Source organism: Bifidobacterium minimum (genome assembly GCF_000741645.1).
Lineage (GTDB): Bacteria > Actinomycetota > Actinomycetes > Actinomycetales > Bifidobacteriaceae > Bifidobacterium > Bifidobacterium minimum.
Genome location: NZ_JGZD01000009.1, coordinates 258646 through 272277, shown reverse-complemented (window position 1 = coordinate 272277; position 13632 = coordinate 258646). Strand labels below are relative to the sequence as shown.

9 protein-coding genes and 3 pseudogenes are annotated in these 13632 nt (G+C 60.9%); 7 read left to right on the top strand and 5 right to left on the bottom strand.

Translation table 11 applies throughout. The features are described from left to right. Positions 1 to 44: 44 nt before the first annotated feature. Positions 45 to 1271, top strand: a pseudogene (locus BMIN_RS04900) (ISL3 family transposase). Between the two features lie 95 nt (positions 1272 to 1366). Here BMIN_RS04900 and BMIN_RS04895 read toward each other — a convergent pair. Both BMIN_RS04895 and BMIN_RS04890 read right to left on the bottom strand, forming a co-directional pair. Beyond that, positions 1367 to 1606, bottom strand: a complete 240-nt coding sequence (locus tag BMIN_RS04895; protein WP_152595217.1) for a hypothetical protein — start codon at positions 1604 to 1606, stop codon at positions 1367 to 1369. A 91-nt stretch (positions 1607 to 1697) separates the two neighbouring features. Continuing rightward, complete coding sequence (locus BMIN_RS04890; protein ID WP_238565627.1) at positions 1698 to 1865, bottom strand: antitoxin VbhA family protein; 168 nt, start codon at positions 1863 to 1865, stop codon at positions 1698 to 1700. A gap of 324 nt (positions 1866 to 2189) precedes the next feature. Between BMIN_RS04890 and BMIN_RS08970 the strand changes: the two genes are divergently transcribed. From BMIN_RS08970 to BMIN_RS08960, 3 genes are all read left to right on the top strand, one after another. Continuing rightward, the gene (locus tag BMIN_RS08970) at positions 2190 to 2483 is read left to right on the top strand and encodes a helix-turn-helix domain-containing protein (protein WP_238565626.1); all 294 of its coding nucleotides are present in this window, start codon (positions 2190 to 2192) and stop codon (positions 2481 to 2483) included. A gap of 94 nt (positions 2484 to 2577) precedes the next feature. Further along, positions 2578 to 3162 (top strand): IS3 family transposase, encoded by a 585-nt coding sequence (locus BMIN_RS08965; protein WP_238565625.1) that lies wholly within the window; start codon positions 2578 to 2580, stop codon positions 3160 to 3162. A 66-nt stretch (positions 3163 to 3228) separates the two neighbouring features. Beyond that, on the top strand, positions 3229 to 3396 hold the full coding sequence (locus tag BMIN_RS08960; RefSeq protein ID WP_238565624.1) for an IS3 family transposase: 168 nt from the start codon (positions 3229 to 3231) through the stop codon (positions 3394 to 3396). 283 nt (positions 3397 to 3679) lie between these two features. Here the strand turns inward: BMIN_RS08960 and BMIN_RS04870 are convergent, their stop codons facing one another. From BMIN_RS04870 to BMIN_RS04865, 3 genes are all read right to left on the bottom strand, one after another. Beyond that, the gene (locus BMIN_RS04870; protein WP_081648058.1) at positions 3680 to 7312 is read right to left on the bottom strand and encodes a carboxypeptidase regulatory-like domain-containing protein; all 3633 of its coding nucleotides are present in this window, start codon (positions 7310 to 7312) and stop codon (positions 3680 to 3682) included. Further along, entirely contained in the window at positions 7309 to 7578 is a 270-nt protein-coding gene (locus BMIN_RS08575) for a hypothetical protein (RefSeq protein WP_152595259.1), read from the bottom strand. Before BMIN_RS08575 ends, BMIN_RS04870 begins: the two co-directional genes overlap by 4 nt. Positions 7579 to 7708: 130 nt before the next feature. Further along, positions 7709 to 8980 (bottom strand): IS256 family transposase, encoded by a 1272-nt coding sequence (locus BMIN_RS04865; protein WP_022861949.1) that lies wholly within the window; start codon positions 8978 to 8980, stop codon positions 7709 to 7711. 97 nt (positions 8981 to 9077) lie between these two features. On the opposite strand from BMIN_RS04865, the pseudogene BMIN_RS04860 reads away from it, so the two are divergent. The 3 genes and pseudogenes from BMIN_RS04860 (at position 9078) to BMIN_RS04850 (ending at position 13512) form a co-directional block, all read left to right on the top strand. Then, positions 9078 to 10349, top strand: a pseudogene (locus tag BMIN_RS04860) (IS30 family transposase). Positions 10350 to 10722: 373 nt separating this feature from the next. Continuing rightward, positions 10723 to 12399, top strand: a complete 1677-nt coding sequence (gene ettA, locus BMIN_RS04855; protein ID WP_022860976.1) for an energy-dependent translational throttle protein EttA — start codon at positions 10723 to 10725, stop codon at positions 12397 to 12399. Between the two features lie 208 nt (positions 12400 to 12607). Continuing rightward, a pseudogene (locus BMIN_RS04850) lies at positions 12608 to 13512 on the top strand (acyl-CoA thioesterase). The last annotated feature ends 120 nt before the right edge of the window (positions 13513 to 13632 follow it).

Genomic DNA, 13632 nt, shown 5'->3' with positions numbered 1-13632 from the left:
GTAAGCCATCCGGTAGGTGATGACGGCGGGGTAGTTTGGGTGGCATGGATACCACGATGTTGTCCACCGCCGCCCTGCAACTCGCCGACCCGTGGAAGGTCATCGACGTGTCGTTCAGGGACGCGGCTCGGTGGCAAGCGGGAGCTGCGCATCACGGTCGGGTACGGTACCGGCTCCCGGTTCCATTGCCCCGAGGCGAAATGCCGGGAGGAGTCATGCCCGGTTCACGACACGGCGGAACGCACGTGGCGCCATTTGGACTTCTTCCAGTACGAGGCCTACATCCACGCGCTCGTGCCGCGCGTGGCCTGGCCGGCCCATGGCGTCAGGACGGTTCCGGTGCCGTGGGCGAGGCCGGGCAGTGGGTTCACGCTCCTGTTCGAGGCCATGGTCTCGCCAAGACGCAGCCGGTGGCGGACGTCGCGGCGCAGGTCGGCGAGCACGACACGAGGCTGTGGCGGTTCATCCGCCATTACGTGGACGAGGCCAGGCTCTACGAGGACTACACGGGCGTGGAGGCCATCGGCATCGACGAGACCAGCCGCAAAGGCCACAGGTACATCACCGTGGTCGCCGACCTGACGGGGCGCAACGTGGTCTGCGTGGTCCCCGGCAAGGACTCGAACACCGTCAAGGAGTTCGCGCGGGACTTCATGGACCACAACGGCGACCCGGACAGGGTCTCCCCGGTGACGTGCGGCATGAGCCCGGGGTTCGCCAAGGGCATCCGCGAGCGCCTGCCCCACGCGCATAGGATCATCGACGAGTTCCACGTCATCAAGCACGCCAACGAGGCCGTCGACAAGGTCGGGAAGGCCGAGGCCGGGGACAGGCCGGTGCCGAGGAACACGAAGTACGTGTGGCTCAGCACCGAGGCGGGCCTGACGGATCCGCAGCTGGAGGTCAAGCGCAACCTTGCGAAACAACGGTTGAAGACCGCACGGGCGTGCGGGATGCGCGAGACCCTGCAGGACATCTACGCCGACAGCGCCAGCCGGATGGAGGCGGAGGCGGGGTTCAAGTCGTTGTGCTCATGGATGATGCATTCCCGGTTGGAACCGATGCAGGCCCTCGCCAGACAGTTCCGCCGGCACTGGGACGACATCCTCGCCTGCTTCGACCACCCATACACGAACGCGATCCTCGAAGGGCTCAACAGCATCATCCAACACGTCAAGACCCGCGCCCGAGGCTTCAGGAACATGGACTACTTCTCCACCATGATCTACCTGACCTGCGGCAAACTCGACCTCAAAACAGTCACCGCCTGACCGGATTTACCCACACCAAACAGCGAAAGGCCTTAAATAGGGTAAACACACCCTAGTATTCGACCCACATGAGCCACACATCATATGGCCTGATATCAGGCGTTGTCATAAATCGCATCCTCGGGATCATCCCAATCGGCGGGCATGATCGCACGTCCGAACTCAGAACGATCGAACCTGCGCACGGTGTTGACCTTGACCACACGGCGAGGCCCGTAGCCGGCGGCGACACAGCCGGAGAGATACGCGCCAATCAGCGACGTGAGGTTCTCACCACGGCTCTGCGCGATCTCCTTGGCCTTCTTATACACAGGCAAAGCCTCCACAGCCGTCATCACACACCACCTTTCGACACATTCCTCATTGTATCCGCCAAACTCTCGGAGCATTTCCTTGCAAGCAGAATCCCAATCCATAGCAGATTGATCACAAGCCTTCCAGCCCATAGCACCGCCGGGTGCGGGTCACCAACTCGGCGGGATCGATCAGCCCCCTCGCGTAATCCCTGGCATCGTCCGTGAATGCAACGGAAACGGCACCGCCCTCCATCTGCATGGAGTGAACGGCCAGAGCAATATCCTTTGACCCGATCATTGAGACACTCACCCGACATCGCATCCATCTCATTCCACAGTCACCATTATGTCCCATTGTATGTCGCGCAAATCCAACATACGTAACTCCGTTGTCTAAATAAAAGTGCAACACCCGTTAGATTGGAGATTGGGGGCTGCGGACGTTTTCTTGGAGATTGAGCGAAAGGATTTTCGTGTGTTCAGTCTTGAGGAGCGGGAACGTGCGGTGGAGTTGTATTTCACGACTTCGATGACCACGGCCCAGATAGTCGAGAATTTGGGTTATCCGACCAGGCAATGCCTGGAACGGTGACTGGCGAAGGATCCCCGTTATGCTGGGAACGTGAGGAAACCCATCATCCCGTTGGAGACACGGCAGAAGGCGATCGAGTTGGTGCTGGGCGGCATGCGGCAGAAACAGGCTGCCCGTGAGCTCGGCGTGAGCGCAGGCGCCGTGAACCATTGGGTCAAGATGTACCGCGAGGGCGGAATGGCCGCTTTGATCCCCGAAAACAGGAACGCCGCGCAGAATGGCAAACCGGCCTGCATGCCGTTCGGCCGGAGCGTCGATGCCGATGGCGACGACAGGGAGGCGTTGCGCCGCAGGGTCGCCAATTGGAGTTGGAGAACACATTGATGGGGGTGGTGGACGTCGTAAAAAAGACCCCGGCGCCGACCTGAGGCGCCTGTAGAACCAGGAGAAGACGATTCTGATCGACCGGATGAGGCCGATGCATTCGCTCAACTCGATGCTCTGCTTGCTCGCCATCGCGCCGAGCGGCTGCCACTACCACCGCGTCAGACTCGGCGTTGACAAATACGCCGGGCTCAGGGCTGAGGTGACCGACGTGTTCGCCGCCTCCAAAGCCCGTTACGGGTACCGCAGGATCAAGGTCGAGCTCAAGACCGGAGTCTCGGAGAAGGTGATCCGCCGAATCATGGCCGAGGACGGGCTCGTGGCGCATGCGTCCGGACGGCGCAGGTACGGTTCCTACGAGGGCGAGACGACTCCAGCGCCCGGCAACCTCGTAAACCGGGACTTCACCGCCGAACACCCCAACGAGAAGTGGCTCACCGACGTCACCGAGATCAAGGCATCCGACGGCAAAGTCTATCTGTCGCCGATGATCGACTGCCACGACGGCAAGATCGTCGCGTACACAGCCGAGTTCAATCCCAACGCGGGGCTCACCAACCGGATGCTGGAGAAAGCGGTCGCAGCGCTGCCCGAAGGTGCGCGGCCCCTAGTCCATTCCGATCGCGGGTGCCATTACCGGTGGCCGGATGGCTGGGGCTCATGGAACGTTTCGGCTTGACGCGTTCGCTGAGCGCTAAGGGCTGTTCCCCCAGACAACGCCGCCGCGGAGGGCTTCTTCGGCAGGATGAAGACCGAGGCCGTCTACCCCGAGCGTTGGGAAGAACGCACCCGCAATGAAGTGCTCGATTTGATTGGTGAGTACATTCACTGGTACGACCATGATCGCATCAAGCAGTCGCTCGATTGGATGAGCTCGGTACAATACAGGCAAAGCCAAGGAACGGATGCATGACCATCTCCAAGAAAACGTCCGCAGCCCTTCATCGATGCCGTATCACGCGCTACCCGCCGTGAATGTGACATATGCCGTACCCGACCCTACCAAGGCATTCGTGACAGCGTGCAGACCGGTAGACAAAAGCAAGGATTCGGACACCACCACCCTATTCCATAACGCGCATGGCCCCGATTGTACGGGGTGCAATCGGGGCCATGCGTTGTGGTCATGATGGCGTCACGTCATCACCGACCTGTCGCACCGTGCAGATACGGAGGCGTTCCGGTGATGTCGCCAATCACTGCGTCTTCGGCAAGTTGGCGAGCGACTGCTCGATGCCGTCGAGCGGATTGGCAGGCGTCACGGACCGGGCATCTGCCTGCGACGGCACGTCGGTGCCTTGGAAATCAACCACTTGCCCATGCACGATACTGAAGACGCCCCAGATGTTCTGGTCGCTCCAATCCGCGGGAATGGTGTACGTCTTTATCAACGTATTGCCTTTCCACAGCTCCACCTTGGCACCGGAAGTGTTCAGCGGCGCCTCGCCGGAATAATTGTGCAGGTAGTAGTTGTAGGTGCCGTTCGAGTTGACATCGAAGGTCAACGTCTCCGGACCGTAACTCGTGGTGTCATCGTGATCAAGCCATGCGATGCGGTTGCCGTTCGCATCATAAGCGTCCTTGTTACCGTAGTACACGTGGTAGGGGGCCGACGTGCCATCAGAACCCACCAAGTGGGAATCCTCGTCACGAGGCTTCTCGCCCCACGACAGCACCGCCTTGTATTCGGTGGTCGACGAAGTTGGCGGAATCATATTAATGTTCGCCGCCTCGTTACCGTCAACCGTTATTTCCGACTCATAGTCGGTATATCCGAACTTAACAGCAGTCAGCTGGTACTTGCCATCCGGAACCATGCCCAGCAAGTACGAACCGTCAAACCCTGAATACTGTCCAAACGTCTGTTGCGAGTTCTCAGTGTTCACCAATTTGACGTAAGCGCCGGAAATGGGAAGACCAGTAACCGCGCTGGTTACTTTGCCCTGTACCGTGCGGAGCTCCAAACCTCCCTCGGAACCACCGCTACCACTGCCGTTACCGCCATTACCCGGCTCGGGATCCGTGGAGCACGCCCCGAAATTATGCAACTGGATGTTGATTTTTTCAAGATCGAAGGTCTTCTCCCAACTCGCCACTTCCAACTCGGCAAGTTTCTTATCGATCACCGGCAGTTTAAGAACCACGGATGCGGCGGCCTTAACCTTCGTGCTCTGATCGACCACCAGCGAAGCAGTCTGACGATCGTTGTCATCCTTTTCGACCGTCACCTTGATACTGGGCTTATACTCAGCACTCATCTCGACCTTGGGACCAGCAGTATCGTACAGCATGATTTCAGGTTCGAGGCTGAGCTTGACCGGCGAAGCCGCTTCGACAGATGCCGAGACGTTGCAGGGATTCTTGAAATCCACATCTTCGCTTGGATCGGAAATCAGATACCATCCACGATCCTTGGAATAGGCAGGCCCCACTTCGAAGCCGCGCTTGATCTCAACAGCGTAGCTGACCTTGCCCTCAGCAGTAATCGTGATTTCAAGGTTCAGCGGGATGGAAGGTTTGATTACCACCGGGACCGGCCCCACGGTGAATCTCACCGGAGCCGGGCTAATCTTTGCCAATTCCTTTTTGAAAGGCTTGGACTCGTAGGAGGCGAAAAGATCAACAGAGGGCTTGGCATCGAGCTCACCGAAGACAGCGGCCTTAAACTCCTGCAACTCCGGGTCGGGAAGGAACCAATTCCAGTCGCATGTCACCTTCAACTTGAAGCGTAGACCGAATTTCGCACTAGCCTCAAGCGCAAGCTTGACGCCTGCGGAAAGCGAACTTCCATCCGTGTCGGTGTCATTGCCACTGTTGTTATTGCCGTTGCTTTCCTCGTCATCGTCGTCGCCCATGCAACCGTTCGTCACAGTGTCATCGGCGTTGGGATTACTATTCTCTGTCTTCGCAAAAGTCCACGAGCATGAGACGGAGACCCCGGCGGAGGATTCAAGTTCCTCGCTTCCAGAGCTACTCACACGGCTCATACGATAAGCCTGAGCCTGAGTTTTCGGTACCTGCGCATCGGTGATGGTCGCTTGTACCGGACCATCGTCGCCCGCCGGTGTTTCCACCTGCGTATCGTTATCGATAACGGCTTTATCCTGCGCAGTATCCGTCTGCAGAATCGCTTCCGTCAGCGAGCCGAGTTCGGTGGTCACTACCCAGCCGGCATCGGTGTGCTCGATGGCCTTGACACGACGCAGGAACCCTTCGGGCGCATTGTCGGTTACGCCAGCCACGATGATGTCACCGATGGCGAAGGTGGGTTCGTTGGCGAAGGTCACGGTGTTGTCCGTCAACGCCAGCACCGGGTTGGCGGCGAGCGCCGCTTCGTCGAGCACCTTGGTTTCGGATGCGAGCACGGTATCGTCCGCATCCGGCAGGGTGACGTTCACCTTCACCGAAGCATCATCCTTGGCATCGCCTCGGGTTTCAGCCACAGCTTTGTAATCAACGTCGCCACTGTTCGGCGCAGCCACGTTCAAGTTCCACCTCGCCTTGCCGGTGGCGTCGTACTGCACAGCAGCTGTGCCGATCAACGTGCCGTTGCCGTACACCTTCACGCTGTCGACGGCAGCATCGGAAGTCACCGTACCGGTGAGTTCCACGTTGCCTTCTTGTGCAAGATCAACCGCACCATTGTTGGCGTTGGAGGCTTCGATGGTCACGTCGGCCGTACCGCCTTGCACCGCATCGCCCAAAACATCACCCAAGGCGAGCACGTGGCCGGTAATGGCTTCGCCGCGTGCAGCCACGGTGGCCGCGCCCTGCGGATTCTCCACGACTTCAAGCTGCGGCAGTGCACCGTTCGACGCATCAACCACTACGCCATGGGATCGTCCTCGAATGCTTTCGCCAACATCCACGAAGGTACGCTCGCGCTGTGTTCCGTCGGCCAGCGAAGTATCCTGGCTGGCGCTGACCAAGGCGACGGTGAACTGCTTATCCGCGGAACCAGGCAGGTTCACCGACCCGTTGGCGGTGTCGGTGGCGGAGATCTTCTGCCATGCGGCGTTCGTCGCGGGCACGAAGCTGCCTTTCACGTTCGCGTGTTCGGTTTGGGCGGCCGAACCACTGACCCAACCACGCACCGTCAGCGTCGCACTGCCGCCAACGGAGGAAGTCACGTTCACCGCACCGGTTTGCGCATCGGGCACCACAATGGTGGAAACGAGGCTACGGCCGGCAGGCAATGAAAGCTGCTGACCACCGAGCGTCACATTGCCTGCGGCCGGCAGGGTGATGTCCGCAGTGACATATGCTGCGCGCACATCGTCGGAGGGCACGCCGCCCAAACCGTTGATGGCGACCGGGGCAGCCGTTTCGGCCAGCGCGACTGCTGCGCGGGTGGTCGGCGTAGCCAGAGCCTTGGTCATGCCTGGCGCGTTTTCGGTATCCGCAAATGTGGCAAGTACTTCCACGCGTATGGTGGCGTCATGATCTGCGGCAACCGCGATTGTACCGTTTGATACGGGGGCGAGCACCGTGGCCGAAGCATCATGTCCGGATGTGACGCTCAGAGCCGGAGTGCCAGTCACATTCACCACCGTGTCTTGCGCGGCACCGAATACGCTGACGCGTACCAACGCAGATTGTTTGCCCGCCAAACCTTTCACCGGTACGGTGCCCTTGACGGCGATGGTACGTCCGACGGCGCTTTCCACGGCGGGCACTCGGCTGAGCACCTGTGCGGAGATGCTGCCTGCGGTTGGGGTGATGTTGGCGGCGTACGCCTTGTTCTTTGGCACCATCATGAAGCTCATGGATGCGGCAAGTACCGTGGCTACGGCCACGGCAAATCCTTTACGAAGCGTTGTCATGTTCATCGACGCACCGCCTTTTCGGAAAAGGCTGCGAGCAACGCTTGGCCACGACCGAATTTCTTCAATACCAATCCGACACCGACCAAGCACAGCATGGCGAAGACGATGACCATCACGGCGCTACCGGTTTTTCCCATCCGGCCGTTGAATCCGGAAGAATTCGAAGCAGCAGGGGGAACATTCGCACCCGGGCCTGGCTTGGCAGGCTTGGGAGCAACAGGGCGTTCTGCCTTCTGCAAGGCGACATGGGAAGCATAAGCGGCGAGCACGTTGCCGTCTGCATCAACGGCGGACTTAGCACCCCGGCGAGTTCTAGTGATCGTTGCAACACCTGACCTACCGCAAGGAGGGTCAGGTGACCAGGGACTATCTCATTAAGTGTGTAACTGGCGGTTTTCATTATTGGTTGTCTCCGTCCGGCCAGCGGTCGGCGAAGGTGATGGCGAACGCGTTCAATGCGGGCTTCCATCGTGTCATCCATCGTACCTGACCTCTGCCGGTCGGGTCCAGGGAGCGGACGGTCAGGTAGAGGCATTTGAGGGCGGCCTGCTCGTTGGGGAAGTGCCCCCTGGCGCGTATGGAGCGGCGGAACCGAGCGTTCAGACTCTCGATCGCGTTGGTCGAGCAGATGACCTTGCGGATCTCCACGTCGTAGTCCAGGAATGGAATGAACCGTTCCCACGCGTTGAGCCACAGACTCCTGATAGCCGGATACTTCTTTGACCAGTGGTCGAGCATCTGATCGCGTGCGGTCTCGGCCGCCGTTGGTGTGGCGGCAGTGTAGATGGGTTTCACGTCGCGTTTCAACGCATCCCAGTCCTTCTTCGACGCGTACCTGAACGTGTTGCGCATCAGGTGGATGACACAGGTCTGCACGATCGCCAGCGGCCAGACCGTTTCCACCGCGTCGGGCAGGCCCTTCAAACCATCACAGACAAGGAAGAACACGTCCGCCACACCCCGGTTCTTCAGATCAGTCAACACCGAAAGCCAGTATTTCGCGCCCTCCGACGCGGGTGACCCCCAGATGCCGAGCACGTCCCGGTTACCATCCAGGCCGACGCCGATGGCCGCGTAGAACGCCCGGTTGGCGACCTGCCCGTCACGCACCTTGACCACGATCGCGTCGATGAAGATCGCCGCATACACCTGGTCCAGCGGCCTCGAGGACCACTCGTTCATCTCCTCGACCACCCGGTCGGTGATCCGGCTGATCGTCTCCTTCGAGACGGACGCCCCGTATATCTCCTGGAAGTGCGCGCTGATCTCCCCGGTCGTCAAACCTTTCGCGTACAGGGAAAGCACCACCTCATCCACATCATTCAAGCGGCGCTGCCGTTTCCTGACGATCACCGGCTCGAACGAGGCATCCCGATCACGCGGCACCGTGATCTCGACCGGGCCGACCGCATCGGTCGTCACCGTCTTACTCGTGGTGCCATTACGTGCATTCTTCGCACGACCGTCCAACGTTTTCTCGTGCTTAACGCGACCGAGGTGCTCGTTCATCTCCTCGTCCAACGCGGTCTCCAGCACCGTCTTGGTGAACTGCTTCAACAGGCCACGCGGCCCAGTCAACGCCAGCCCTTGCTCCCTGGCCTGGCGCACCAGCTGCACGGCGGCATCCATCTCCGCCGAACGCGTCTGGTTCTCGTTATTTTTGGCTGTCATACCAGCCATTGTCTCAGTCGGCATACTCACCGGCCTTCCCCGCCAATCAACACGATCGGCGATCAAAGCCAGTTACACACATAAATGGACAGTCCCGGTGACCAGGAGCCACCGAAACGAAGACCGTGGCGGGGAACGCCGTTGGACGTTCAACGGCGTCGAATATCCGACGAGGAAGCTGATGTGCGCGGCGAGGCGCGAGGAGTACGTGCGTCTGCTGGACGAGGAGGGCATGAACTTCACCCAGGCCGCCCATGCGGTCGGGGTCTCCAAGCGCGCCGGCAAGGTATGGCGCAACGGGCGCACCCGCGCCACCGGGAGGAACGAAAAGGCAAGCATGGACTGGTATCGTTCCACCATGGACAAACCCAAACGGATCCACGCGCGCTACCTCAATCAGGAGGAGCGCATCCTGATCGCCGACCGGCTGCGCCTGGGCGATTCGATCCGCGCCATCGCGCGGCTGCTGGGCCGCGATCCCGGCACGGTCAGCCGCGAGGTCGAGCGCAACAGGAATCCCGAGTCCGGCGATTACGAGCCCTACCGGTCCCAGCAGAAGGCGGCTGACCGGCCCAAACGGCCCAAACCGAGGAAGGCCGCCGAAGGCACGCCGTTGTGGAGGGAGATCCTCGAAGGACCTCGCAGGCATTGGAGTCCCGAGCAGATCGCCGGCAGGCTACGTGCCGACTTCCCGGATAATGGGATATGCACGCGAGCGTCGAGACGATCCACCAGGCCATCTACCTGCAGGCCAGGGGCGAACTCAAGCAGGAGCTGAAACGCGCCATGGGGCAAGGCCGGACCAAGCGCAAGCCACAGGGCGACGGCGGGCGCAAACCCCGGTTCCGCGAGCCCATGGTCATGATCGGCGAACGGCCGGCCGAGATAGAGGACCGCGCCGTGCCCGGACACTGGGAGGGCGACCTGATCACCGGCGCCAAAAACCAAAGCGCGATCGGCACGCTCGTCGAGCGCACCACCAGGTTCACGATCCTGCTGCACCTGCCCGACGGGCACGACGCCGAACACGTCCAACAGGCCATCATCGACAAGATGCAGCACCTGCCCAAACTCCTGCGCAACAGCCTGACCCGGGACCAGGGAAGCGAGCTCGCCCTGCACAAACGGATCACCACGGCACTGGACATGGCCGTCTACTTCTGCGGCCCGCACTCCCCTGGCAGCGCGGCACTAACGAGAACACCAACGGGCTCCTGCGCCAGCGCTTCCCCCCAAAGGCACCGACCTATCCGCCTACCCGGAGGACTACCTCGACGCGGTCGCCGAGGAACTCAACGACCGGCCACGCAAAACCCTCGGCTTCATGAAACCAAGCGAGAAGATCATCGAACTGCTCGACGCCGCGTGACAACCCCAACAACCGACAACGCGGCCATGGAAGGCCGCTCAAACCTCAGGTGTTGCAACCACCACTAGAATCCACCGTCTGGCGGACAGACGATGCTAAAACCACGGCTACCATGGCTCATGTTTTATGAGCATGCCGTTGAATCAGACCCCACTCCACTGTTGCGGCATGACGATGGGATATGGGATAATCCACAAAGTGCTTTTGCGTGGACAGACACCAGGATGACACGGGAAAACAAACGGCGGATGACACAAAACGGGCCGTCCGGGACACCCCGTAGACGGTTGTGTCATTTTAATTTGTGTCATTACGGAGTCCAGGTCCCGCAAAACGTTGGAAAATCAACGTTTCCTAAGTAGTTAGGTATTATATGGCTGAATTCATCTTCCAAATGATCAAGGCTCGCAAGGCCTACGGCGATCGGGTGATCCTCGACGACGTGACCCTGAGCTTCCTGCCCGGAGCGAAGATCGGCGTCGTGGGCCCCAATGGCATGGGCAAGTCCACGCTTCTGCGCATCATGGCCGGCCTCGACACGGTGTCGAACGGCGAGGCCGATCTGACCCCCGGATACAGCGTGGGGATCCTCCAGCAGGAACCTCCTCTTGACGAGGACAAGACCGTGGGCGAGAACATCCGCATGGCCTTCGGCGAACTCGCCGCCAAGGTCGAGCGCTTCAACAAAATCGGCGAGGAGATGGCCGACCCCGATGCGGACTACGACGCCCTGATGGAGGAGATGGGAACGCTCCAGACGCAGATCGACGCCGCCAACGGCTGGGACATCGACTCCCAGCTCGAACAGGCGATGGACGCCCTCCAATGCCCCGATCCCGACACTCCCGTGTCGGTGTGCTCCGGCGGCGAGCGGCGTCGCGTGGCGCTGTGCCGCCTTCTGCTGGAGGCCCCCGACCTTCTTCTTCTCGACGAGCCCACCAACCACTTGGACGCCGAATCGATCCTGTGGCTCGAACAGTTCCTCCACCAATACAAGGGTGCCGTCATCGCCGTCACCCACGACCGCTACTTCATGGACAACGTGGCGGAGTGGATCTGCGAGGTCGACCGCGGGCATCTGTATCCCTACAAGGGCAACTACTCCACCTATCTGGAGACCAAGGCCAAGCGCATGGAGATACAGGGCGCCAAGGACGCCAGGCTCGCCAAGCGGCTGAAGAATGAGCTCGACTGGGTCCGCAGCTCCCCCAAGGCCCGTCAGGCCAAGAACAAGGCCCGTCTGGAACGCTATGACCAGATGGAGAACGAGGCACGCAACAGCAAGAAGCTGGATTTCTCGGAGATCCAGATCCCGCCGGGACCACGTCTGGGCTCCCAGGTCCTCGAAGCCGAGCACATCCACAAGGCGTTCGGCGACCGGGTCCTTATCGACGACCTCTCGTTCACGCTGCCCCGCAATGGCATCGTGGGCGTGATCGGCCCCAACGGCGTCGGCAAGTCCACGCTGTTCAAGACCATCGTCGGCCTCGAGCCGCTGACGTCGGGGACCCTGACCATCGGCGACACGGTCAAGATCTCGTATGTGGATCAGAACCGCGAGGGGCTGGACCCCACCAAGAACCTCTGGGAGGCCGTGTCGGACGGACTCGACTTCATGGAGGTCGGAGGCGTCGAGGTGCCCACGAGGGCCTATGTGGCGAGCTTCGGCTTCAAGGGATCCGATCAGCAGAAGATGACCGGCGTCCTGTCCGGAGGAGAACGCAACCGCCTGAATCTTGCCCTGACGCTCAAGCAGGGCGGGAACCTGCTGCTGCTGGACGAGCCGACCAACGATCTGGACGTCGAAACGCTGGAGTCGCTGGAGAACGCACTTCTGGAGTTCCCCGGATGCGCCGTCGTGATCTCCCACGACCGCTGGTTCCTCGACCGCATCGCCACGCACATCCTCGCCTGGGAGGGCGACGACGAGCATCCCGCGCACTGGTACTGGTTCGAAGGCAACTTCCAGGCGTATCAGGAGAACAAGGTCGTCCGGCTCGGCGAGGAGGCGGCTCGTCCGCATCGTCTGCACCGCAAGTTGACACGCTAGACATATCCAGGCACGTCCCTGGCGTCATGTAACGAACGGCTGCCACGCCGCTGCGGAGCGACGACCGTTCGTTACATGACGCCAATCGTCCTTTACCTTGCCCCGATAGACTACGGATCATAAGGCCAGGGCGATTGGAGCCCGGCGACGCCGCACGCGACCGGACATGGACCTCCCGGAGATCCACGAACAGGAATCGAGGAACAGCATGACTGAAGCCGACAAGGCCACACCACTGACGCATGTGGCCCAGGTGCTGCGTTTGGGGGACCCCTCACGGTATCGCGACCATACCTACATCAACGGCGAAAGCCTCTACTTTCCGACGGGCAGGGTATATGGGGGACAGGTCATCGCCCAATCCATCATCGCCGCGTCGAAGACCGTTGAGGGAGACCGTCTCCCGCATTCGATCCATGGCTACTTCATCGCCCCGGGGGACATCCGTCAGGATCTCCTGTTCGACGTGGAGACGCTTCGGGACGGACGCTCCTTCTCCGCGAGACGGGTGAACGTCACCCAATCGCAGGGAGCCATCCTCACGGCCATCGCCAGCTTCCAGAAAACCGGACAAAGCGGCGTGGAGTTCGCCGATCCCATGCCCGAGGACACTCCCGACCCCGACACCCTCACCAGCGCGAAGGAGCTGATGGCCCCCTACGCCGGCAAATCGGCCTTCGCCGACTTCTACGCGCAACGCTCCCCCTTCGACATCCGCCACATCTCGCCGACCGTCATGCTGGGCGTGGACAAGGACAGCGTCGCCCGCGACAGCGGACGGCAGATGGTGTGGATGCGTGCCGATGGTCACGTGGACCTTCCGCAGGCCATGCACCGTGCCATGCTCGCGCTGCAGTGCGATCAGGTCATGATGGAGCCGGTCCTGCGCAGGGCGGGTCTGAGCATAGCCACGCCGGGGATCTCCTTCGCCTCATTGGATCATTCCATGTGGTGGTACCGTGACGTCGACATCAACGACTGGCTTCTCTACGTTCAGGACACCCCGACGGCCGCGCATGGCCGAGGCTGGGAACCGCCAAGGTCTACGACCGCGACGGTGATCTTGTCGCCACCATGGCGCAGGAGGCCATGATCCGCGTTCCACGCGACTAGCGCGGCGTGACATCCCTCGTCGCAGCACCATCCCTCGTCACGGCGGTATCCCTCGTCACAGTGGCATTCGTCGTCACGCCGCCATTTGTTGTCGTAGCGGCATCCGGCTGCGCGGCCGCA

What these genes read in the sequence shown, in the direction of transcription:
- BMIN_RS04890 (WP_238565627.1), bottom strand. Translation starts at nt 1,865, where the DNA reads ATGATCGGGTCAAAGGATATTGCTCTGGCCGTTCACTCCATGCAGATG.
- BMIN_RS08960 (WP_238565624.1), top strand. Translation starts at nt 3,229, where the DNA reads ATGAAGACCGAGGCCGTCTACCCCGAGCGTTGGGAAGAACGCACCCGC.
- BMIN_RS04865 (WP_022861949.1), bottom strand. Translation starts at nt 8,980, where the DNA reads ATGACAGCCAAAAATAACGAGAACCAGACGCGTTCGGCGGAGATGGAT.
- BMIN_RS08965 (WP_238565625.1), top strand. Translation starts at nt 2,578, where the DNA reads ATGCATTCGCTCAACTCGATGCTCTGCTTGCTCGCCATCGCGCCGAGC.
- BMIN_RS04895 (WP_152595217.1), bottom strand. Translation starts at nt 1,606, where the DNA reads ATGACGGCTGTGGAGGCTTTGCCTGTGTATAAGAAGGCCAAGGAGATC.
- BMIN_RS04870 (WP_081648058.1), bottom strand. Translation starts at nt 7,312, where the DNA reads ATGAACATGACAACGCTTCGTAAAGGATTTGCCGTGGCCGTAGCCACG.
- ettA (WP_022860976.1), top strand. Translation starts at nt 10,723, where the DNA reads ATGGCTGAATTCATCTTCCAAATGATCAAGGCTCGCAAGGCCTACGGC.